The 22,881-nt window shown below is 65.3% G+C and carries 17 protein-coding genes; 5 read left to right on the forward strand and 12 right to left on the reverse strand.

Annotated features, from left to right (window positions below; translation table 11 throughout):
- Positions 1-125: 125 nt before the first annotated feature.
- Positions 126-1,298: a phosphoserine transaminase gene (locus BB934_RS08500; RefSeq protein ID WP_099509241.1), complete on the reverse strand. Its 1,173-nt coding sequence runs from the start codon at positions 1,296-1,298 to the stop codon at positions 126-128.
- A 347-nt stretch (positions 1,299-1,645) separates the two neighbouring features.
- On the opposite strand from BB934_RS08500, the gene BB934_RS08505 reads away from it, so the two are divergent.
- Complete coding sequence (locus tag BB934_RS08505) at positions 1,646-2,935, forward strand: efflux RND transporter periplasmic adaptor subunit (RefSeq protein WP_099509242.1); 1,290 nt, start codon at positions 1,646-1,648, stop codon at positions 2,933-2,935.
- A 147-nt stretch (positions 2,936-3,082) separates the two neighbouring features.
- Entirely contained in the window at positions 3,083-6,244 is a 3,162-nt protein-coding gene (locus BB934_RS08510) for an efflux RND transporter permease subunit (RefSeq protein ID WP_099509243.1), read from the forward strand.
- Positions 6,245-6,449: 205 nt separating this feature from the next.
- Here BB934_RS08510 and glmM read toward each other — a convergent pair whose 3' ends face one another.
- The 5 genes from glmM to pal all read right to left on the reverse strand — a co-directional run bounded on the left by glmM (position 6,450) and on the right by pal (position 12,735).
- Positions 6,450-7,805, reverse strand: a complete 1,356-nt coding sequence (glmM, locus tag BB934_RS08515) for a phosphoglucosamine mutase (protein WP_099509244.1) — start codon at positions 7,803-7,805, stop codon at positions 6,450-6,452.
- A 224-nt stretch (positions 7,806-8,029) separates the two neighbouring features.
- Positions 8,030-9,949, reverse strand: a complete 1,920-nt coding sequence (gene ftsH / locus BB934_RS08520) for an ATP-dependent zinc metalloprotease FtsH (RefSeq protein WP_099509245.1) — start codon at positions 9,947-9,949, stop codon at positions 8,030-8,032.
- Positions 9,950-10,095: 146 nt separating this feature from the next.
- A complete protein-coding gene (gene tilS, locus BB934_RS08525) occupies positions 10,096-11,121 on the reverse strand; it encodes a tRNA lysidine(34) synthetase TilS (RefSeq protein WP_099509246.1) in 1,026 nt (341 codons plus the stop codon).
- A 30-nt stretch (positions 11,122-11,151) separates the two neighbouring features.
- Entirely contained in the window at positions 11,152-12,123 is a 972-nt protein-coding gene (gene ybgF, locus BB934_RS08530) for a tol-pal system protein YbgF (protein ID WP_099509247.1), read from the reverse strand.
- A 114-nt stretch (positions 12,124-12,237) separates the two neighbouring features.
- Entirely contained in the window at positions 12,238-12,735 is a 498-nt protein-coding gene (gene pal / locus BB934_RS08535) for a peptidoglycan-associated lipoprotein Pal (RefSeq protein WP_099509248.1), read from the reverse strand.
- Positions 12,736-12,981: 246 nt separating this feature from the next.
- On the opposite strand from pal, the gene BB934_RS08540 reads away from it, so the two are divergent.
- Positions 12,982-14,490 carry a phospholipase D-like domain-containing protein gene (locus BB934_RS08540; protein ID WP_099509249.1) on the forward strand — a complete coding sequence of 503 codons (1,509 nt, stop codon included), beginning with the start codon at positions 12,982-12,984 and terminating at the stop codon, positions 14,488-14,490.
- A gap of 164 nt (positions 14,491-14,654) precedes the next feature.
- The gene (locus BB934_RS08545) at positions 14,655-15,269 is read left to right on the forward strand and encodes an HdeD family acid-resistance protein (RefSeq protein ID WP_099509250.1); all 615 of its coding nucleotides are present in this window, start codon (positions 14,655-14,657) and stop codon (positions 15,267-15,269) included.
- Positions 15,270-15,524: 255 nt separating this feature from the next.
- Here the strand turns inward: BB934_RS08545 and tolB are convergent, their stop codons facing one another.
- Genes tolB through tolQ form a run of 4 tightly spaced genes read right to left on the reverse strand, consistent with a single transcriptional unit; the run spans position 15,525 to position 19,223 of the window.
- Positions 15,525-16,850 (reverse strand): Tol-Pal system beta propeller repeat protein TolB, encoded by a 1,326-nt coding sequence (gene tolB / locus BB934_RS08550; RefSeq protein WP_099509251.1) that lies wholly within the window; start codon positions 16,848-16,850, stop codon positions 15,525-15,527.
- A 26-nt stretch (positions 16,851-16,876) separates the two neighbouring features.
- Positions 16,877-17,998 carry a cell envelope integrity protein TolA gene (gene tolA / locus BB934_RS08555; protein ID WP_418294735.1) on the reverse strand — a complete coding sequence of 374 codons (1,122 nt, stop codon included), beginning with the start codon at positions 17,996-17,998 and terminating at the stop codon, positions 16,877-16,879.
- A gap of 28 nt (positions 17,999-18,026) precedes the next feature.
- Positions 18,027-18,470, reverse strand: coding sequence for an ExbD/TolR family protein (locus BB934_RS08560; RefSeq protein WP_173909433.1), 444 nt, complete (start codon positions 18,468-18,470; stop codon positions 18,027-18,029).
- 12 nt (positions 18,471-18,482) lie between these two features.
- Positions 18,483-19,223: a protein TolQ gene (gene tolQ / locus BB934_RS08565; protein WP_099509253.1), complete on the reverse strand. Its 741-nt coding sequence runs from the start codon at positions 19,221-19,223 to the stop codon at positions 18,483-18,485.
- 374 nt (positions 19,224-19,597) lie between these two features.
- Here tolQ and BB934_RS08570 point away from each other — a divergent pair, with 374 nt between their 5' ends.
- Positions 19,598-19,975 (forward strand): nuclear transport factor 2 family protein, encoded by a 378-nt coding sequence (locus BB934_RS08570; protein ID WP_099509254.1) that lies wholly within the window; start codon positions 19,598-19,600, stop codon positions 19,973-19,975.
- Between the two features lie 3 nt (positions 19,976-19,978).
- Here BB934_RS08570 and BB934_RS08575 read toward each other — a convergent pair whose 3' ends face one another.
- Both BB934_RS08575 and BB934_RS08580 read right to left on the reverse strand, forming a co-directional pair.
- Positions 19,979-20,371, reverse strand: coding sequence for a YbgC/FadM family acyl-CoA thioesterase (locus BB934_RS08575; RefSeq protein WP_237050302.1), 393 nt, complete (start codon positions 20,369-20,371; stop codon positions 19,979-19,981).
- A 551-nt stretch (positions 20,372-20,922) separates the two neighbouring features.
- Entirely contained in the window at positions 20,923-22,812 is a 1,890-nt protein-coding gene (locus tag BB934_RS08580) for an acyltransferase family protein (protein WP_099509256.1), read from the reverse strand.
- Between the last annotated feature and the right edge of the window lie 69 nt (positions 22,813-22,881).

Genomic DNA, 22,881 nt, shown 5'->3' on the forward strand with positions numbered 1-22,881 from the left:
GGGAGAGGGGCGGAATCTGTTGCGAGTGAGGCGAAAGGGGCGGTGCTTTTGACAAGAACGACCCCTCTCCCGGTCGGCATTTGCCGACCACCCTCTCCCGCTAAAGGGGAGAGGGAAGAGAAGCATCAAGCCGCTTTCGCGAGCTTCGCCTTTTCCTGTGCGAAGGCCCAGTCGAGCCAGGGCGTCAGGGCTTCGAGATCGGATTGCTCGACGGTGGCGCCGCACCAGATGCGAAGGCCGGGAGGCGCATCGCGATAGGCGCCGATGTCGAGGGCCACGTTCTCCTTGTCGAGCGCGGAGGTGATGCCCTTGGCGACCTGCGCCACGGCCTCGGAGCCTTTCGCGACCACGTCGGGATCGGCGATGACGAGGCAGACGCTGGTGTTCGAGGCCGTCGCCGGCACCTTGGCGAGGTTGGCGATCCACGGGGTCTTCGCGACCCAGTCATGGATGACCTTCGCATTGGCATCGGCCTTGGCGACGAGGGCGTTCAACCCGCCGATGGACTTCGCCCATTCGAGCGCATCGATGTAATCCTCGACCGCGAGCATGGACGGCGTGTTGATGGTCTCGCCCTCGAAGATGCCCTCGATGAGCTTGCCGCCCTTGGTCATGCGGAAGATCTTCGGCAGCGGCCAGGCCGGCTTGTAGCTCTCGAGCCGCTCCACCGCGCGGGGCGAGAGGATGAGCATGCCGTGGGCCGCTTCACCGCCCAGAACCTTCTGCCAGGAGAAGGTGACCACATCGAGCTTCGCAAAATCGAGTTTTTGCGCGAAGGCCGCCGAGGTTGCGTCGCAGATCGTGAGACCTTCGCGGTTGGCCGCGATCCAGTCGGCGTTCGGCACGCGCACGCCGGAGGTGGTGCCGTTCCAGGTGAAGACCACGTCGCGGTTCTTGGTGTCGACTTGGCTAAGGTTGGGAAGCTCGCCGTAAGCCGCATTGATCACGCGGGCGTCTGAGAGCTTCAGCTGCTTGACCACGTCCGTGACCCAGCCCTCGCCAAAGCTTTCCCAGGCCAGCATGTCGACCGGACGAGCACCCAGCATCGACCACAGCACCATCTCCACGGCGCCGGTGTCGGAGGCGGGCACGATGCCGATGCGGTAATCGGCCGGCACGTCCAGCACCTCGCGGGTGAGGTCGATGGCGAGCTTCAGGCGCGCCTTGCCGAGCTTCGCGCGGTGCGAGCGGCCGAGGCTGTCGGTCTTGAGGTTCTGGAGAGACCATCCGGGGCGCTTGGCGCAGGGGCCGGACGAAAAGAAAGGCGCGCGCGGACGCGCGGCGGGCAGGTTTGTCATTGTAATCCATCCTTACAGATGGGCGCCTCTCGGTGGGGAGAGGTGTCCCGCCGACCGGTATGACGGAGCCTCGGGTCACGGTCAACAGGATTTGAGACCGCCAATCAAGATCCCGGAGTCGTCCGGGTATTCTCACCCAGCATCGAAGCGGACATTATCGAACTTGCCGGGTATGGCTGTGGTGCCGGAACCTACTTTTCGGGGGAGAGACAGATTACGAAATCGTAATACAAAACATCGTGTTTGCTGCGTTATGGTCACAGCACTTGGCATATATTGTGCTAGGACAACTTCCGATAATTATGAGCAAAGAGCCGACAAGGCCTCAAGACGAGTAAGGAGCGAGCATGCGTGTGTCCGGTCAACTCGCCGTCATTGCCGTGCTGGGGGCAGCAGGCTTTGGCGGCTGGTACGCCTATAAGGGCGGCCATTTGGCCAATCTGCCCGTGATCGGCGCCTATGTGAGCCAACCACCCACGCAGCAGGCCGGCGCTCAGGGCGGTCCCGGCGGCCGTGGCCGTGGCGGTCAGGCAGGCCCTGCGGCGGTCGACGTGGACATCGTCAAGACCGGGCGCATCGTCGAGATGCGGGAATCGGTCGGCACGGTGCGTGCCTATGAATCGATCACTGTGACCGCCAAGGTGGCAGGCATCGTCGGCGAGATCGGCTTTGCCGAGGGCCAGAAGGTCAAGGCCGGGGACATGCTGATCCAGTTCGATGCCGCCGAGCGGCGCGCCGAGATCGAGCAGGCCGTGGCCGAGGCGAGCCGCGCCGAGGCGCTCCGCAACGAAGTCGCCATCAAGCTCGAACGCGCCCAGGCGCTCAGCCGCACCGGCGCCGGCACCGGCGCCCAGGTCGACGACCTGACGGCCCAGATCAAGTCGCTCGACGGCTCGATCGCCTCCGCCCGCGCCCAGCGCAAGGCCGCCGAGGCCCGCCTCGAGGACCTGATGATCCGCGCCCCCTTCCCCGGCCGCGTCGGCACCCGCTCCGTCTCGCTCGGCGCCTATGTGGCGCCCGGCACCCGCATCACCTCCCTCGACGACCTGTCCAAGATCCGTCTCGACTTCGCGGTGCCGGAGAATCTTCTCGGGCGCCTCAAACCGGGCCAGACGGTCAACGCCACCTCCGCCGCCTATAAGGGCCGCATCTTCAAGGGCAGCGTTGCGACCATCGATCCCCGCGTGGACCAGACCACCCGCACGGCGCGCCTGACCGCCGAGTTCGACAATTCGGACGAGGCCCTCAAGCCCGGCATGTTCCTGTCGGTGGCGCTCGAAGTGTCCACCAAGGACGATGCCGTCGTGGTGCCGGAGGAGGCCATCGTCAGCGAGGGCCTGCGCCACCTCGTCTATCCGGTGAAGGACAGCAAGGTGGAGCGCCGCGTCATCACCATCGGCCAGCGCCAGGGCGGCAAGGTCGAGGTGGTGGACGGGCTGAAAGCCGGCGAGACGATCGTCGTCATGGGCGTTCAGCGCGTGCGGCCCGGCGCCGAGGTGATCGCCCGCCCGGTGGGATCCGGCGGCGGCCCCGCCCCGGCCGCCCCCGTTCCCGCGGCGAACCGGGAGCAGCCCTCCCGCTCCTCGTTGAACGTGCCGCAGGCCATCGGCAGCGCCCAGGCCGCTGAACGGAAGTGAACCAGTTCGTGTCATCCCCGGCGGTCCGCAGGACCGGGAAGGGGATCCATAACGCCGAGCGTGATCGTGGATCCCCTTCTCTCGCTTCGCTCGCCGGGGATGACACCGCGAGCTTAGTCAAAAACCCTAACGGGATCGAATAGAACCATGCAGGTTTCAGACCTCTTCATCCGTCGCCCCGTCTTCGCCGTCGTGGTCAGCCTGCTGCTGATCGTGGGTGGCCTTGCCGCGCTCATGAACCTGCCGGTTCGCGAATATCCGCAGACCGACCGCCCGGTCGTCTCGGTCTCCACCGTCTATCGCGGCGCCTCGAACGAGGTGATCGAGAGCCGGGTGACGGAGATCATCGAGGGCGCGGTCGCCGGCATCGAGGGCATTCGCCAGGTCACGTCCCAGAGCCAGAACGACCGCTCCTCGGTCTCCATCGAGTTCGAGGTCTCCCGCGATCCGGAAGCCGCGACCTCGGACGTACGCGACGCCGTGTCCCGCGTCTCCGGGCGCCTGCCGGACGGTGCCGATACGCCGGTGGTGCGCAAGGTCGATGCGAACGCCTCGGCCATCATGTGGGTCGGCGTCACCTCGACCACCCTCGACGCCCTCGAACTCAGCGACTACCTCAAGCGCGTCTATGTGGACCGCCTGTCCACCGTCCCCGGCGTCGCCAACGTCAACTTAAGCGGCGAACGGCGCTTCGCCATGCGCATCTGGGTCGACCGCCCGGCGCTCGCCGCCCGCGGCCTGACGGTGCAGGATCTCGAAACCGCCATCAAGCGCCAGAACGTCGAGTTGCCCGGCGGCCGGATCGAGTCCTCGCAGCGCGAATTCACCGTCAAGACCGATTCCCGTCTCGCCACGCCCGAGCAGTTCTCGCAGGTGATCGTCACCAACAAGAGCGGCTATCTCGTGCGCCTCGGCGAGGTCGCCCGAGTCGAGGTCGGGCCGGAGGATACGCGCTTCGAATTCTACCAGTCGGGCGAGACCGCCATCGGCATGGGCGTCGTGCGCCAGTCGACCGCCAACACGCTCGCCGTCGTCGATGGCGTGCGCCAGGAGCTGGAGGAGCTCAAGTCCTCGCTTCCGCCCGGCACCACGGCCGAGATCGCCTATGACGAGAGCCAGTTCATCCGCGCCTCCATCGACGGCGTGCTGCACACCCTCGTGGAAGGCGTGGCGCTGGTGATCCTCGTCATCCTGGTCTTCCTGCGCGACTGGCGCTCCACCATCGTGGCCATGGTGGCGATCCCCGTCTCCATCACGGCGGCCTTCATGGTGATGTCCTTCTTCGGCGCATCGATCAACGTGCTGACTCTGCTCGCCATCGTGCTCGCCATCGGCATCGTGGTGGACGACGCCATCGTGGAGATCGAGAACGTGCACCGGCGCATCGAGGAAGGGCAGCCGCCGCTGCTCGCCTCCTTCGACGGCGCGCGCGAGATCGGCTTCGCGGTGATCGCCACCACCGCCACCCTGATGGCGGTGTTCGTGCCGCTCGCCTTCATGACCGGCAATACCGGCAAGCTCTTCCGCGAATTCGGCATCACCCTCGCCGCCTCGATCTTCTTCTCGGGCGTCGTGGCGCGCACGCTCACCCCGATGCTGTGCTCGAAGCTGATGGTCCCGGCCCATGGCCGGATCCAGCGCATGACCGAGCCGGTCTTCGAGAAGATGAACGGCGGCTACCGCTGGCTGCTCTCGCGCGCCTTGCGGATTCCGGTCGTCCTCCTGTTCATCGGCTTCCTGGTGTCGCTCTCGGCCTACGGCCTGTTCCAGTCCCTGCCGAAGGAGTTCGCTCCGACGGAGGACCGCGGCGCCATCATCGTCCGCCTCCAGGCGCCGGAGGGCGCGAACCTCGACTACACCCGCGACCGGGTGAAGGAGGTCGAGCGCGCCCTCATGCCCCTGCAGGAGCAGGGCCTCGTCGCCTCCATGCTGAGCCAGGTGGCCCCCGGCTTCGCGCGCCCTTCCCCCGTCAACGAGGGCATCGTGATCGTGCGTCTCGTGCCGTGGGAGGACCGCACGGAGAGCCAGCAGGACATCGTGCGCCAGATGACGCCGAAGGTGTCGACCTTCCCCGGCGCGCGCGTGTCGCTGGTCAACCCGCCCGCCTTCGGCGGCGCCGGCGGTTTCGGCCAGCCGATCCAGTTCGTGCTCGGCGGTCCCGATTACGACACGATCCGCGGCTGGCGCGACCTCGTCATGCAGAAGGCCCAGGAGACGGGCAAGTTCGTCAACATGGACTCGAACTACCGCGAGTCGCAGCCGGACATCCGCGTCCAGATCGACCGGCAGCGCGCCGCCGATCTCAGCGTCTCGGTGGAGGATATCGGCCGCACGCTCGAACTGATGTTCGGCGAGACCGAGGTCTCGACCTTCGTCAGCCGCGGCGACGAGTATCCGGTGATCATGCGCGCACGGCCCGAGGACCGGGCATCGCCCAACGATCTCACCAATACCTTCATCCGCGCGGGCAACGGCGAGCTCGTCCCCCTCTCCTCCTTCGTGACCCTCACGGAATCGGCCGCGCCGCAGGCGCTCAACCGCTTCGACCGCCTGCGCTCGATCACGATCCAGTCGTCCCTGACGCCCGGCGTCTCGATCGGCGAGGGCCTCGAGATCCTGCAGCAGATCGTCCGCGACAACCTGCCGGCGGAAGTGCGCATCGGCTATACGGGCCAGTCCAAGGACTTCCTCGACTCGACCGGCGCGATCTACGTGACCTTCGCCATGGCGCTCCTGGTGGTGTTCCTGGTGCTGGCGGCGCAGTTCGAAAGCTGGATCAACCCGTTCATCATCATGCTCACCGTGCCGCTCGCGGTGACCGGCGGATTGCTAGCCTTGTTCATCACCGGACAGACGCTCAACATCTACAGCCAGATCGGCATGATCCTGCTCATCGGCCTGATGACCAAGAACGGCATCCTGATCGTCGAGTTCTCGAACCAGCTGCGTGAGCGCGGATATTCCGTGCACGACGCCGTGCTCGAGGCCTCGGTGCTGCGCCTGCGGCCGATCCTGATGACCTCGATCGCCATGATCGGCGGCGCCGTCCCGCTCGCCTGGTCGACCGGCGCTGGCGCCGAGGCGCGCAACGCCATCGGCTCGGTGATTGTGGGCGGCGTCACGGTCTCGACGATGCTCACCGTGCTCGTCGTGCCCTCGATCTACCTGCTCCTCGGCGGCTTCACCAAGCCCGCAACTTACGTGAGCGAGATGCTCGACAAGCTCCGCGCCCAGACGGGTCAAGTCCCGCACGGAGAGGATCTGCCGTCGCGGAGGAAAGAGGTTCCGCCGGCTCATCCGGCGGAGTAGTAGGAGACCTCAAACAAAAACCCCGGCAGTACTGCCGGGGTTTTTGTTTGAGGTCAGCCATTTTTTTACCCTCTCCCCTCTGCGGGAGAGGGTGGCGAACGGAGTGAGCCGGGAGAGGGGCAGTCAGGTTGAGCACGCCCCCTCTCCCACCCTGCTTTCGCAGGGCACCCTCTCCCGCAAAGGGGAGAGGGAAGAAGTCGCGCTCTTACGCGGCAGCCTTCGAGGCCGCCTGCGTCACCGCCTCGACCACGTCGTCGACCACGCGGTTGACGAGGTCCTCGTTGTCGCCCTCGCCCATGACGCGGATGACCGGCTCGGTGCCGGAGGGACGGATCACGAGGCGGCCCGCCTGGCCCAGGGTCTCGCGGCCGGCCTCGATGGCCTTGATGACCGAGGCTTCCTGAAGCGGCTTGCCCGACTTGTAGCGCACGTTCTTGAGCACCTGCGGCAGGGGCTCGAAGCAATGGCAGACTTCCGAGACCGGCTTGTCCAGGCTCTTGACCACGGCGAGGAGCTGGAGCGCGGCCACCAGGCCGTCGCCGGTGGTGGTGTAGTCGGACATGATGATGTGGCCGGACTGCTCGCCGCCGAGATTGTAGCCGTTGGCGCGCATGTGCTCGAGCACGTAGCGGTCGCCGACCGCCGTGCGCACGAGGCCGAGCCCCATGCCGGTCAGATAGCGCTCGAGGCCGAGATTGGACATGATCGTCGCGACGATGCCGGGCTGGGCCAGGCGGCCGTCTTCCTTCCAGGAGCGGGCCACCACGCCCATGAGCTGGTCGCCGTCGACCTTGTGGCCCTTCTCGTCGACGATCAGCACCCGGTCCGCATCGCCGTCGAGGGCGATGCCCACATCGGCGCGCAGCTCGCGCACCTTGTGGATCAGGGCGTCCGGCGCCGTGGAGCCGACATCGTGGTTGATGTTGAAGCCGTTCGGCTCGACGCCGATCGACACCACCTCGGCGCCGAGCTCCCACAGGGCCTCCGGGGCGACCTTGTAGCCGGCGCCGTTGGCGCAGTCGATCACCACGCGCATGCCCTCGAGGTCTATCTGGCGCGGCAGGGTCCGCTTGGCGAACTCGATGTAACGGGCCTGGACGCTCTCGATGCGCTTGGCGCGGCCGAGGGCGGCGGATTCGGACAGGCGCCGGGTCAGGTCGGAATCGATCAGGGCCTCGATCTGCAGCTCCATGTCGTCGCTGAGCTTGAACCCGTCGGGGCCGAACAGCTTGATGCCGTTGTCCTCGTAGGGGTTGTGAGAGGCGGAGATCATGGCGCCGAGGTCGCAGCGCATGGAGCGGGTCAGCATGGCGACGGCGGGCGTCGGGATCGGGCCGAGGAGCAGCACGTCCATGCCGACCGAGGTGAAGCCCGCCTGGAGGGCGGATTCGATCATGTAGCCGGAGAGCCGCGTATCCTTGCCGATCACGACCCGGTGGCGATAATCGCCCCGCTGCTGGAACATGAGGCCGGCGGCCTGCCCGACCTTGAGGGCGAGATCCGGTGTGATGATCCCGTTCGCGCGGCCGCGAATGCCGTCTGTTCCGAAGTATTTACGCACGTGCTTTGTCTCCGCATTCCGTCGCGCTGTGGCGCGTCTTGGCCTTTTCAAAGCAACCTCCCCGAATTCGGTCAAGGCTCAGAGCCAATTCGCGCCATCACAAGTGATAAGCGATTGTTACATGCCCGAAACCCGGCCCTTAAGAATATCAGTACTTCGAGGTAAACAAAAATAACGCCCGCTGAAGCAGCGGGCGTCATGGGTTTTCAGGGTTTGCCGGCCAATCAGGCCTGCGGCTGCGGCTCCATGCCACCGTCGCTCTCCCGCGGGCGGCCGGGGCGGGTGGTCGGAACAGCGGAGCCGCGGCTCGGAGTCACCGTGTCGCCGGTATCGCGCACGGGGGGCTGGCCGTCGAGGAGGTTGCGGATCTCCTCGCCCGACAGGGTCTCGTATTCCAGGAGGCCGCGGGCCAGGGCCTCGAGCTCGTGCTGCTTCTCGGTCAGAATGCGGCGGGCATCGTTGAGCCCGTCCTCGACCAGGCGGCGGACCTCCGAGTCGATCTTCTGGGCCGTCGCCTCGGACACATTCTGCTGGCGCCCCATGGACATGCCGAGGAAGACCTCTTCCTGGTTCTCGCCATAGGCCACCGTGCCGAGTTCGGGCGAGAAGCCCCAGCGGGTCACCATCATGCGGGCAAGACGCGTCGCCTGCTCGATGTCCGACTGGGCGCCGGAGGTCACCTTGTCGTGGCCGAAGATCATTTCCTCGGCGATGCGGCCGCCCATCATGATGGCAAGCCGCGAGGTCATCTGCTCGTAGGACATGGACAGCTTGTCGCGCTCAGGGAGCTGCATGACCATGCCGAGCGCGCGGCCGCGCGGAATGATCGTCGCCTTGTGGACCGGATCGGTCGCCGGGACGTTCAGGGCCACGACCGCATGGCCGGCCTCGTGATAGGCGGTCAGGCGCTTCTCGTCGTCGGTCATGACGAGAGTGCGGCGCTCGGCGCCCATCATCACCTTGTCCTTGGCGTCCTCGAACTCCTTCATCGTGACGATGCGCTTGCCGCGCCGGGCGGCGAGCAAAGCCGCCTCGTTGACGAGGTTCATCAGGTCCGCGCCCGAGAAGCCGGGAGTGCCGCGAGCGATGATCTTCAGGTCCACGTCGGGAGCCAAGGGCACCTTGCGCACATGGACGCGCAGGATCTTCTCGCGGCCGACCACGTCCGGGTTGGGAACGACGATCTGGCGGTCGAAGCGGCCCGGGCGCAGCAGCGCCGGATCGAGCACGTCGGGACGGTTGGTGGCGGCGATGATGATCACGCCCTCGTTGGCCTCGAAGCCGTCCATCTCGACCAGCAGCTGGTTGAGGGTCTGCTCGCGCTCGTCGTTGCCGCCGCCGAGGCCGGCGCCGCGATGGCGGCCGACCGCATCGATCTCGTCGATGAAGATGATGCAGGGGGCGTTCTTCTTCGCCTGCTCGAACATGTCGCGCACGCGGGAGGCGCCGACGCCGACGAACATCTCGACGAAGTCCGAGCCGGAGATGGTGAAGAAGGGCACATTGGCCTCGCCCGCGACCGCACGCGCCGTCAGGGTCTTGCCGGTGCCGGGAGGGCCGACGAGCAGCACGCCGCGCGGAATGCGGCCGCCGAGGCGCTGGAATTTCTGCGGATCGCGCAGGAACTCCACGACCTCCTGCAGGTCCTCCTTGGCCTCGTCGATGCCGGCGACGTCGTCGAAGGTGACGCGGCCATGCGCCTCCGTCAGAAGCTTCGCCTTGGACTTGCCGAAGCCCATGGCCCGGCCGGCGCCGCTCTGCATCTGGCGCGACAGGAAGACCCAGGCGCCGATGAAGAGCGCGATGGGCAGGATGTTCATGAGGACCGCGATGAACCAGGGAGTCGAATCCGATTGCGGACGGGCGGTGATCTGCACGCCCTTTTGCTGCAGCTTCGTCACCAGCATCGGATCGCTCGGCGCGTAGGTCGTGAAGGTGCGACCGTCGGTATAGGTGCCGCTGATCTCGGGGCCGGAGATCACCACGCTGGTGATGCGCCCGGAATCGGCATCGCTCAGAAGCTGGCTATAGGCGATGTCGCTGCCGCCGCCGCGCTGGCCCGGGCTCTGGAAAAGGGTCACGAGCGCCAGCACCAGGAGAAAGATGACGACCCACAAGGCGAAGTTGCGGAAATTTGAATTCATCGGATCAGGTTCTGCCCCAGAGGGAGATGAAGCGTGAGGAGATCTCCCCGCGCGGTTGAACTCAATGTAGGCATACCGTCCCGCCTTGCCAAGGGAATGCGGCACCCATGCGGCACGATCCCACCTCAGTTGGCTAAGAGATTTGGCTAACGGCCACGCCGGCGCGGTGGTTCCTGCGCCATGGACACCTGCCCCGAATGATCCAGCCGCACGAGCGCACCGGCGACGGTGAGGCGTAACGCCTCCCCGGCCCGGACGGCCTCACGCAGCCGCAGGGTGCAGGATTCGAGTCGGTTCAGGCGACTGTTTTCCAGATCGAGACCGGCCTGGGCGAGGGCCTGTTCCAGTACCCGCAGGGCGATCTCGAAGGGCTCCTCGGCAAAGACGACGCCCCGGAAGGACAGGCCTCGCTCGGAGAGAACCGGTTCGGTGCGCGTCAGCGCCTCTTGCGCCTTGAGATCGAGGGCCTCGTCGGCCAGGGCGGCCCGCTCCGCGAGCCGTGCGAGGCGCTCGGCCGTCAGCCCCTCCTCGGCCAAGAACGGCATGAGCTTGCGCCAGCGGACCCTGGCATAGTCTTCGTTCGCGTTCGAGGGGTCGACGACGAAAGGCCAGCCCTGCCCGTGGCAGAGGTCGAGAAGGCGGGCCTTCGGCCAGTCGAGCAGCGGCCTCGCATGGCGGATGCCCTGCCTGTCCGTTTCCGGACGCATGCCGGCGAGACCGGAGAGGCCGGAGCCGCGGGAGAGGCGCATCATCACCGTCTCGGCCTGGTCGTCGAGGGTATGGGCGGTGACGAGGTGGGAGGCGCCCTCCTCCCGGGCATGGCCGACGAGAAGGCGGTAGCGCGCCTCGCGCGCGGCCTCCTGGATGCCCGCCGACGGCTTGTCGCCGGACCAGGCCAGGATGCGATGGGGCAGCCCGAGGGCGGCGGCCTCGCGCACCACGAAGGCAGCCTCGTCGGCCGCTTCCGGCCGCAGGCCGTGATCGATCGTGGCGACGAGAACGGACGGACGCTCGGCGGTCGCGCGCCAGCGGGCCAGGAGATGCATGAGGGCCATCGAATCCGGCCCGCCGGAGACGGCGGCGACGATGCCCGAGGCGTGGTTGAGGGAAGCGAAAAGTCCCTCCAGTCCATCATCCGGGAGCGTATCGTCGGGCGGCGGAGGGGCGGACATCGCTTAAGGTCCTATAAATTCTTCAGCGGCTCAGCTGCACTTGATGCGCTTCTGCTCGCGGTCGGAGGCCTGACGGACGGGCGCGGAGGCCTGCGGATACTTGCGGTCGAGCTCGGCGAAGACGGCGCAGGCGCGATCCTTGGCGCCGATCCCGTTCAGCGAGATGCCGAGCCGCAACAGGGCGTCGGGGGCCTTGGGCGTATCGGGATGCTCGGCCGAGACGTTCAGGAACTGCTCCGCGGCCTCGCGGTAGCGGCTGCGCTGGAGATAGGTCTCGCCGAGCCAGAAGGTCGCCTCGGGCACCAGCTTGTCGCGCGGATTGGACTGGAGGAAACGGCGGAAGCCCATCTCGGCCTGGTCGTACTGCTTCTGCGAGAACGAGGCATAGGCCGCATCGAAATCCGCACGCGGGTTGCCGACGCTGGTCGCCGCGACGCTCGGGCCGGGGCGCTCGACGATGGCGCCCTGCGGAAGGGCGGCCATACGGTCATGGGGGGTGCCATCCATCGGCGCGCCCTCGACGCCGTCCTGCTCGATCAGGTCGCCGATCCCGGCGAGCTGCCCGCCGGGCAGAGCCATGGGACGGCCCGCATCCGCCGACAGGGGCGCGGATGGCGGCGTAGAGCCGAGCGGCCGGGGCGCGCCGGGCGCATCCGGCGTTTCGGAGGGATCGAAGACGTCGCTGCGGCGCTGGGGCTGGGCGGGCGCCGGCTGCGGCTGAGCGGGGGCCGGACGTGAGGGGGTCGCGGAAGGGGACGAGGAGGACGGCCGCGAGCCGCCACGGCTGTCCTGGAAGCGGAACTCCACATCCTCCTGGAACTTGCGCAGCTGGTCCTTCAGCTGCCGGTTCTCGTACTGGAGCTGCTCCATCTGGCCGGAGAGCTGGCGGAACTGGCTCTCGAGCCGGTTCAGGCGCACGATCGCGTCGGCAGCGTCCTGCGCCGCGGCGGGGCCGGCGAAAGCCAGGGCGAAGGCGAAAAAGACAAACAGGCGTCGAAACATGTTGGGATTACCGTGAGGTCCTCAATCGAAGAGGGCCGATAACACAAAAGCGCTGCCACGGCGAGATCGTGGCGGCGCTCTTCGTCTTCACGAGGGCTTGATCCCGATGAGGCTTTATGCCCCGGCGCCGCCGCCGAGCACTGTCACCGCGCGCCGGTTCTGCGACCAGCAGGAGATGTCGTTGCAGACAGCGACCGGACGCTCCTTGCCGTAGGACACGGTGCGGAAGCGGTTGCCCTGGATGCCGCGGGAGATCAGGTAGTCGCGCACGATCTGCGCGCGGCGGGCCGAGAGGGAGAAGTTGTACTCGCGGGTGCCGCGTTCGTCCGCATGGCCTTCGAGGATGAAGGTGTATTGCGGATAGCGCAGCAGCCACTGCGCCTGCTTGTCGAGGGTCGCGGCGGCGGTGGGGGTCAGGTCGGTCGAATCGGTCTCGAAGAACACGCGGTCGCCCACGTTGACGACGAAGTCCTGGGCACTTCCGGGGGTCGCGGCGCCGCCGGCGCCGAAGCCGCCTGCTCCATCGGCCCCATCTTTGTTGGACGAACAGGCCGCCGCCCCGAGGGCGAGGACCAAGGCAGCGGCGAACTTGACGGCGCGCAGCGTCATCATTGGCAATACTCCTTACACATACGTTTGCCGAACGTTGTGTCTTTCATATCGGGAGGATGGTTAAAGGAGGGTTCCGTCAACCATGAGGAGACCACGCGGGATTAAGGTGAATTATGGCCAAGTTGTGGAAGTTGGGGTTAGGGTTAATCGACCGTAAATGAACTTCATGTGAGGCTGCGTTTGATGCCGTTGGGTAAGCATGAAGCTGCGCTGCTGCGAATTGGCGGTCTGGTGCGTTGAGAGGTCATGAATATCGTGACGACCCAACCTGTGAGCTTCGGACCACCCTATCGCCAAGCGCTGGACGACCTGCGTCTCGAGCGGGCCTTCGCACGCATCGCCGACAGCGACCTGCGCGAGGGCAACGCGATCGCGCTTTTGCGGGATTCGCGGGAAAACTATCCCGCCTGGCTCGAGGCGATCCGCCAGGCGCAGACAATCATCCATTTCGAGAACTTCATCATCGCCGACGACGTGACCGGCCGGGCCTTCGCGGATGCCCTGATCGAGCGCGCCCGCGCCGGCGTTCGCGTGCGCGTGCTCTACGACTGGCTCGGCTCGTCCTTCCGCGCCCTGCCCGGTTTCTGGCGGCGCCTGCGCGAGGCCGGAATCGAGGCCAAGGTCTTCAATCCGCCCCGGCTGACGGACCCGTTCTGGATCCGCCGCAACCACCGCAAGCTGATCACCGTCGACGGCCGCATCGGCTTCGTCTCCGGCCTGTGCGTCTCCGACAGCTGGATCGGCAAGAAGGGCACCGAGCCCTGGCGCGACACGGGCCTGTCCGTGGAAGGCCCGCTGGTGGCGGACCTCGATGCCAGCTTCGCGGAGAGCTGGGCTCTCGCCGGCATGAAGCCGATCCCGAAATCGGAGCTGCCCGATGCCGGCACGATTGCGCAGGTGGGACCCGTGGCGGCGCGGGTCATCAGCGGCGAGCCCGGCATGCTCCGCACCTACCGGGTCGACCAGTTCATTGCAGCTACCGCGCAGCGCAATCTCTGGCTCACCGACGCTTATTTCGTCGCCACCACCTCCTATGTGCAGGCGCTCGGCGAGGCGGCGCGGGACGGGGTGGACGTGCGCATCCTCGTGCCGGGCTCGAGCGACGTGCCCGCCCTGCAGCCGGTGGTGCGGGCGGGCTACCGCTCGCTGGTCGAGGCCGGCATCCGCGTCTACGAGTGGAACGGCTCGATGCTCCACGCCAAGACCGCCGTGGCGGATGGGCGCTGGTCCCGCGTCGGCTCCACCAATCTCAACATCGCGAGCTGGGCGACCAATTGGGAGCTCGACGTGGTGATCGAGGACGCGGCCTTCGCCGAAGCCATGGAAGCGATGTACCTGGAGGATCTCGCCAACGCGACCGAGATCGTTCCCGGCTGGCAATCCCGCCGCCGGCAGGCCAGGAACATGCGCTCGCGACGGGGCCAGCGCTACAAGAAGGGCGGCGTGCGCCGGCTGGCGGCCGGCGCTCTGGCGCTCTCGAGCACGGTGGGCAAGGCGGTCGGCTCGCGGTCGCTGACGGCGACGGAGGCGAGCAGTGTCGCACTCATCGCTTTCGCGCTCCTGGCGCTTGCCGCCCTGATCGCCGCCTTTCCACTGGTGGTTGTGTCCCCGATCGTGATCGGACTCGTCTGGCTCGCCCTGGCGCTTCTCATCCGCGCCTTCCGGCTGAAGCGGCGGGTCCGCCTGAGACGCCGGAAGCTCGCGCTGCGGCGCAGGCTTGCCCAGAACAAGGAGCATGAATCCTCCCTAGAATGAGGGAAGAAACCAAGCCACGGACGATTTGGAGCCCCGGCCGAATGCATCGACATGGGATCGACATGGGGAAGACAAAATGCGGGAGCACAATGGTGGAAACAAACGGTCAAGCTTGGCGTTGACCTCAGTCAAGGTCGCTGCGTCCCTTTTCGAGGAGGACATCCATGGCTACAGGCACCACCGGCTCTTCCGACTCCTTTGATCGCACCCACGCCATGAGCCAGCTTCTGGCGCAGAACTGGTGGGCACTGGCGCTTCGCGGCGTTTTCGCCATCGTCTTCGCGCTCATCGCCTTCTTCTCCCCCGGAGCGACGCTCCTGTCCCTGGTCTGGGTGTTCGCGGCCTATATGCTGGTCGACGGGGTCTTCGGCATCGTCGGGGCGGTCCGGGCCGCCTCCAACAACCAGCGCTGGGGCCTGCTGATCCTCGGCGGCATCCTGAACATCCTGGTCGGCATCATCGCCTTCCTGATGCCGGGGCTGACGTTGCTGTTCTTCGTGACCCTGATGGCGGTGTGGTCGCTGATCAGCGGCGTCCTGATGATCGTCGCCGCCTTCAAGCTCAACCCGACCTACGGCCGCGGCTGGCTGATCTTCAGCGGCGTCATCTCGGTGCTGTTCGGCATCGCGCTCCTGGGCGCCCCGCTCATCGGCGCCGTGGTGCTGACCTGGTGGCTGGGCGCCTATGCCCTCGTCTTCGGCATCTCCCTCCTCGTCCTCGCCTTCAAGCTCAAGGGCCGCAAGGACGAGATGGGCGGCGCGGCTCCGCTGAGGGCTTGAACGAAGAAAAGGGCGCTGCCGGCGCCCTTTGTCACTCCACTGCTCCTGCCATGCCATCACCGGCCTCGTGCCGGTGATCCCGGTTTGTTCTGCCCTGAGGGGCAGACGCAGTCTGCGTCTCGAAGGAGGTTCCAGAGAACGCCGGATCCTCCTTCGAGACGGTCGCTCCGCGACCTCCTCGGGATGAGGTGAGAGATAAATCAAAATGCAAATGGCCGGGACGAGCCCGGCCATGGCAGGCGGATACGCTGCTTGTCACCGCGCCTCGGTCAGAAGCGGCGACCAGGTCGGGTCGGAGGCGAAGGACGGGGTCGGGACCGGCTGCTCGACGCGGCCGGTGATGTCGACCATGTAGAGCTTGCCGCCGGCCTGTCCGCCAGGATCGCGGAAGAACAGGATGTACTGGCCGTTGGGCGCCCAGGTCGGGCTCTCGTTGTGGAAGCCCTCCGTGAGAATGCGCTCGCCCGAGCCGTCCGGCTTCATGATGCCGATGGCGAAGCCGCCCGCGCGCTGCTTGGTGAAGGCGATGTAGTCGCCGCGCGGCGACCAGGCCGGCTGCGAATAGGAGCCGTCGCCGAACGAGATGCGGCGCTGGTCGGAACCGTCCACGTTCATCACGTAGATCTGCTGCTTGCCGCCGCGGTCGCTCTCGAACACGATCTGCTTTCCGTCCGGAGAGAAGGACGGCGAGGTGTCGATGGCACCCGTCGAGGTCAGGCGCGTGGTCGCCTGCGAGCCGAGATTCATCATGAAGATGTTGGCGTTGCCGCCCTGCTGCAGGCTCATGACGATGCGCTGGCCCTCGGGTCCGAAGCGCGGCGAGGACGCCATGTCGGGGAAGTTGCCCAGCACCTGGCGCGAACCGGTCTCCAGGTTGATCACCTGAACGCGCGGCTGCTGCCCCTCAGTCTGCGACATGTAGGTGATGTCCTGCGTCGCCGGGGAATAGCGCGGCGCCACGACGGAGGTATCGCCTTGAGTCAGGTAGCGCACATTGGCGCCGTCCTGATCCATGATCGCGAGCCGCTTGCGGCGGTTCTCCTTCGGTCCCGATTCATCGACGAACACCATGCGCGTGTCGAAGAAGCCGCCGAAGCCCGTCACCTTGGTATAGACCGCATCGGAAATGATGTGGCCGACGCGGCGCCAGAAATTGGCATCCGTCACGTATTGCTGACCGGCGAGTTGCTGGCCCGACTCGATGTCCCACAGGCGGAACTCGGCGCGAAGCCGGCCCGACGGATCGCGCGAGACGCGGCCCGTCACGAGCGCCTGTGCGCCGGCCATCTTCCAGGCATCGAAGCGCGGCGCCGCGTCGAAGGACGGACGCTCGGGAAAGCGCGACTTGTCGAGCGGCGCGAAATAGCCCGAGCGCTGCAGATTGCTGGTGATGATGCCGGACACACGCTGCCCGAGATCGCCCTCGCCGGAGAAGTCGGCAACGGCGATGGGCATCGGCTGGAACTGTCCGCCCGGCCCGACGCGGAACGAGAGCTGCGCCTGCGCTGCGGGCATGAGCGCCATTATCGGCACGACAACAGCCAATGCGACGAGAAGACCGGAAACGAAGCGGGTAATCATGGGATGATGTCTCAAGCTTGATGGCTTTAAGAGAGAGGAGGATCGAACTGGACGTTCAGAACCTTCCAATCCGAGTAATAGGGCGCGAACCGCGCCGGGATCTCGAACTGGCGGCATTTGCGGATGGCCCTGACGGCGGCATCCGCGACCGCACGGTCGGTCGAAGAGCTTCCCGCTTGAAGAACCCGCGGCTCGGTGCTGAGAGAGCCATCCTGGTTCAGGCGGATATCGAGGATCGGCGCAGTGACCTGTCCTCCTGAAGCCGCGATAGGCGCGCTGTAGCAGCGCTCGATCTGCGAGACCAGCAGGCCGATGAGCGCATCGCGCAGGCTCGGCGAGAGCTTCGCCGCCGATCCCGTCGCAGTGCCGAGGGACGCGGTCTTCTGGACCTCCGCTCCGGTCGCGCCGGTGGATTGGTGCTTTTCCTTGCTGTCGAGGAACTGCTTCAGGTCGCCCATGTCGAGCTTCTTGGCGAGCTGGGCTTCCTTGCGCGCCTTGGCCTCGGCCTCTTCCTTGGCCTTGGCTTCCGCAAGCTTCTTCGCTTCCGCCTCGGCTTTCGCCTTGGCTTCCGCTTCCGCCTTCGCCTTGGCCTCCGCGACCTTTTTGGCTTCCGCTCCGGCCTTGGCTTTCGCCTCCGCCTCGACCTTCGCCTTCGCTTCGGCCTCGATCTTGGCCTGCTCGGCGGCCTTCGCCTTCTCGATGGCCTCGGCCTCAGCCTTTTCCTGCAGCTTCTTCTCTTCCGCGGCCTTGGCCTCGGCGGCCTTTTCTTCCTGCGAGCGGGTCGGCGGCGCGGGCGGCGGAGGCTGGGCGGCGACCGGCTCTTCCTTGTCGGCGACCTTCATCTCGGCCGGGCGCTTGGGCGGTGCCGGCGCATCGCGCTTGTCCTCGCCGGGATCCTTCAGCTCGGTCTTGTCGGCGACGCGCTCGGCGCGCGGCTTTGGCTGCGGGGCCTTGGCGTTCGTCTCGCCCCTGGTGATCTGCGAAAGCTGGTTGTCGGTGATGATCTCGACCGGGATGCCTTCCTGCGCCTCGGGAAACTCGGAGCCGACCGACAGGCCGATCAGGGCTGCGGCCAGCAGCGACACATGCGCGACGCCCGAGACCCAAAGGCCCGGCTCGGAGGTGCTGAATTTCAGCTTCAACGCCACGTGTGTTTGCCCCTTGTCCTCATCCCGCTCAGCGCTGGTCGACCTCGGTCACGAGGGCAACGCGCTTGTAGCCGGCCGTGGTCACGATCGACATCACCTGCGCGACGCGCCCGTAATCGACCTTCTTGTCCCCGCGCACGAAGATACGCTCGTCGAAGCCGGATTTCGACGCGTCCGCGAGCTTGCCGACGATGGCCTCGTCCACAAGCTCGGTCTCGCCCAGGAACACCTGGCCGTTCGCCTTGATGGAGAGCGTCACCGGCGTCGCGTCGGAATTCAGCGGCGCGGCCTTGGTCTGCGGCAGATCGAGCGGCACGCCGGCCGTCATCATGGGTGCGGCCACCATGAAGATGATGAGCAGCACCAGCATGACGTCGATGAACGGCGTCATGTTGATCTCGTTGATCGCGCCCGGAGTCCGGGAGCGCCTGCGGCGGCGTCCGCCTCCTGCCGCTCCTGTCATCATGGCCATGCCGGTTCCCCCTTAAGCCGCGTTGGCCGGAGGACGGCCCGCATGGCCGATGCGCTCGTCGATCTGGCGCGACAGGATGGCCGAGAACTCGTCGGCGAAGCCCTCGAGGCGCGTCTGCAGCTTGCCGACCTCCGATTGCAGCTTGTTGTAGGCGAGCACCGCGGGAATGGCCGCAAAGAGGCCGATCGCCGTGGCGAAGAGCGCTTCCGCGATGCCGGGAGCGACGACCGCAAGGCTGGTGTTCTTGGAGGCGGCGATGGAGGTGAAGGAATTCATGATGCCCACCACCGTGCCGAAGAGGCCGATATAGGGGCCGGCCGAACCGATGGAGGCCAGCACCGTCAGGCGGCCGTTGAGGCGCTCCACCTCGCGCTGGATGGTGACGTCGAGCACCTTGTCGATGCGCTGCGGCAGGCTCTGGAACGAGCGGCCGGAGCCCTCGAAGGAGCGCTTCCACTCGCGCATGGCGGCGACGAACACGGCGGCGAGGCCCGTGGCCGGGCGGCTCTGCAGGGAGCGGAACAGCTCCTCGAGCGACTGGCCGGACCAGAACACGTCCTCGAAGCGGTCCATGGCGCGCTTGGTGCGGGCGTAGAGCAGGGTCTTGTCGATGATGATGGCCCAGCACCAGACCGAGGCCGCCAGCAGGCCGATCATCACGAGCTTGACGATGAAATGCGCCTGCCAGAACAGGGCAAAGAAGGACAGGTCGTGAGCCACAGGGGCAGCCTGGGCCACATCAGCCGGATTCATGAAACTCGCCCTCGCTCTTCGAGCAGCCCTGGAACGGTCCAGGGCCCACCGCAGAATGGTCTTAGGAAAATCTGTTCTTGTATTACTGCTCGTTCGCCCCGGAATCTGTCGAAAATAAGGGCGGCGGGCAACAAGACGCGCAATCGTCCCGGACCGTTACCTGTTAAGCACAGAGTAAGGTTAAGGTCTGGTTTAACTTGAGCTTAATCGAGGCGAATTCCCTGAAATGAATATGGAAATTATGGGTGGCATGCAGTGAGGGAGGCCTTGCCTGCGCCTGCCGATACGGCATCTGCTTCAACACCTCGGCTTGCCCAAGCCTCAGATCAACCGTAACAATATCTCCAGCAGTAATTAAAGAGCGAGAGAACGTGATGGCCGAGGCGCAGACCGACCCGACCGAGGTGGTGAGGAGACAGCTCGATGCCTACAACGCCAAGGATATCGAGGCCTTCATGAGCTGCTGGGCCGAGGATGCGCAAGTCTTCGCCTTCCCATCGGATCTTCTGGCCGAGGGCACGCAGCAGATCCGGGACCGCCATGTCGTGCGGTTCAGGGAACCCGATCTCTTCGGCAAGCTCATCCACCGCATGAACGTCGACAATCTTGTGATCGACAGGGAGGTCGTCACCCGCAACTTTCCGGAAGGCTTGGGCCGGTTGGACGTGATGGCGATCTACGAGGTCGCAGACGGCAAGATCGCGAAAGCCTGGTTCAAGACGGGCACGCCGGTGCTCGACAAGGCGTCGTAGGTCCTAAGGTGCAGCCACCGTCAGCGCCGCGCGCAGCTCGCCCGGAATCCGCACGGCCCGCCTGCCCCTGAGGGCGGCGACCAGCACTTCGGCGCCGCGCCGGACCTCCTGGGCGAGCGTCATCGATGCGCCGCGCATCTCCTTCGGGCGGGTGACGATGGCGAGCACATCGTCCATGACGGCCCCGCCGCGGAAGTCGATGTTCATCTTGCGGACGACAAAGGCGAGTCCGTTCATGTCGGCGTGAAGGTCCGACTGCGCCACCTCGACCGCCCGCAACAGCTCGGTGCGGCCGCGCTCCATGAAGCAGAGATAGCTGGCGTGATAGACGCGGGCGCTAAAATCCGTGTCCTCGTAATAGACGCGGATGGGCAGGACATGGGCGCCGTCCCGCATGAAGCCGGAGAGATGGGGCCAAGGGCCGCCCTGCCCTTCTCCCGCAAAGAGAGGCGGATCGCGTCGTTCAACCATCTTCGCCTCAGCTTACGTCCCAGCGGCGCATCGGAGATGCGGACAGCCATTGATCAAGGGCGTCGAGGTTATGCGCATGATCCGCCGTGGCCATTGCATCCTGCGAACGCCGGGAGCGACAGGCGAAACCCGCTTCGTCAATCAGCTGTTTGGCCTGGCCGCCTGATAAGGCCCTTCCAATGGGTTCGTTATGTTCTTTGAGCGGCTCGCCAGCCATCTTGATCGCGTAAACATTGATGAGGTTGTACGCGAGGTCATCCTGCTGCGTCGCCTCACCCGCACGGAAAGATAATTGCTCACCAGCCTATAAGTCACTGAAATGACCAGATCGCCTTTCTCACACACCGAATTTCTCAGGGACAATTGAGCATCGGATTGCTCCCAAAAGCAGGAACACTTTTCACGTCAGATGCTCTAACGGGGAGCGCCTATCCAAAGAAAGATGCCATCGATATGGAGGAGAACAGCGGCTTTGACTAGCGCAAACCGGCTCTCTGCTCACTCGCGAAAAAGCGCTCGAACAACGGTGCTATGTGCTGAGCACCCGACAGACTGAGATGGTGGTTATCGAAGTACAACGGCTTCCCCTCAAGAAGCACGGAGCACGTCTCTTCCTGACAGAGATCATCGTGCGGGATCACGCGAGCCACGTTGCGCAGGTGCGCCAACGTGTCGAGGAGATGGAGGATCTCCGCATTCCGCTGGAGGAATGCACCCTTCCTCGAACCCACCGCATCGGTTCTCATTCCATTCCAGACATAGCGTGCGAGCGCGCTCGGCACGTCGATCGTTGCTCTTGGAACCGGATAAATGAGAACAACGTGCTTTCCGGCATCGGCCAGCTTACTCACGGACTCGCGAAGCCCTTCGGCATAAGTCGAAGCCCGATTGTCTTTTCCATTGTCGTAGAAGGCTATGAGAAAGACGGTTCTGATGGTGGAATGGTCGATAAGATACCGAAGTGCCGCATCGTTGTGCTTCCGGCAACCGGGACTCCCATTTCCCATCACTGGGGGACAGGACGAATAACTGACCTGCATCACTGACCGTTGATGCTGTTCGGCAAGCTTGCCGAACACGAAGGCAAGCTCCACGGCATGGCTGTCGCCCCAGATTGCAAATTCCGGCGGCACGGGTGCGCCAAGCACGCAGGATTGCGACAATGCAACCGTGCTGTTCTCGAAGCGGTGACAGTCCATACGCCGTAGACTCGAGTCGTTTTTGAAGCTTTCAAGATAGGCCACATCGGCTGGAACACGAGACGCCCAACCCTTGGAAACCAGACCCGCCAACCCGGCCGCTGTGAGGACGAGCATTGCAGTCGGGGCTGCTGCAAAGAGAAAGCGGCGCTTGACGATGCCCTTTCGACGAAACGGCATTTCGATGTAACGCCAGGAAAGAATGGCGGCGCAAAGCGAGAGAAGAAGTACCGCTATGACATTCCACCCCGAGAGATCATCGATCAGATAGTACCTGGCAAAAACCATGATGGGCCAGTGCCAGAGATAAAGCGAGTACGAGATGAGCCCGATGAACACGACGGGCCCGAGACTGAGGATCCGGCCGCATGTCGTATCGCGGGACGCGTATATGACGAACGCCGTCCCCAGCACCGGCACGAGCGCATAATAGCTCGGAAACGGCGTACGCGCGGAAAAGAGGCAGACGGCGGATACGATGAGCGCGATCCCAATGAAGGCCAACCCTTCACGCCAGGCCTTGCTCCTGAGCGGAGGGAAGAATCCGAGTGCAAGCAGCGAGCCGGTCAATAGCTCCCAAGCGCGGGTCGGAGCCATGTAGAACGCGAATGACGGTGCCTTCTCCACGCTCCACACGTTGAGCAGGAACGACGCAATGGCCAGCGCGGCAATGATCGGGACAAGCTTTGAACGACCAAGGCGATAGAGCACAGCGAGCGCCGGAGGAAACAGAATGTAGAACTGTTCCTCGACGGCCAATGACCATGTATGCAGCAGCGGAATCAAGTCCATCTGAGCATTGAAATACCAGGACTGTCGCCAAAAGAGGATATTTGAAGAGAACAGGATGGTGGCGATTACGCTTTTCGAGAGACTCATAAAGTCTCCCGGCAGAAACAGGATCGCTGCGGCCACCAAGCTGAAGCCGATGACCGCTATGAGACAAGGGATGATGCGCCGAATGCGACGCTCGTAGAACGCGATGAGCGAGAAGCGGCCCTCCGCCATCTCCGGCGCGATAATTCCGGTGATCAGATATCCTGAGATGACGAAGAACACGTCGACGCCGACATATCCACCGGCAAAGAACGGAACCCCGGCGTGAAACATCAGCACCGGGAGCACTGCCACAGCCCGCAGCCCATCTATTTCAGAGCGATAGTTCATGGAGTGGCGCTGCCTATCCTTCAAAAAGAGATGTATGCAGACTTGAACTATCGATAAGCACTCTGCCCG

This window comes from Microvirga ossetica (assembly GCF_002741015.1).
GTDB classification, from domain to species: Bacteria; Pseudomonadota; Alphaproteobacteria; order Rhizobiales; family Beijerinckiaceae; genus Microvirga; species Microvirga ossetica.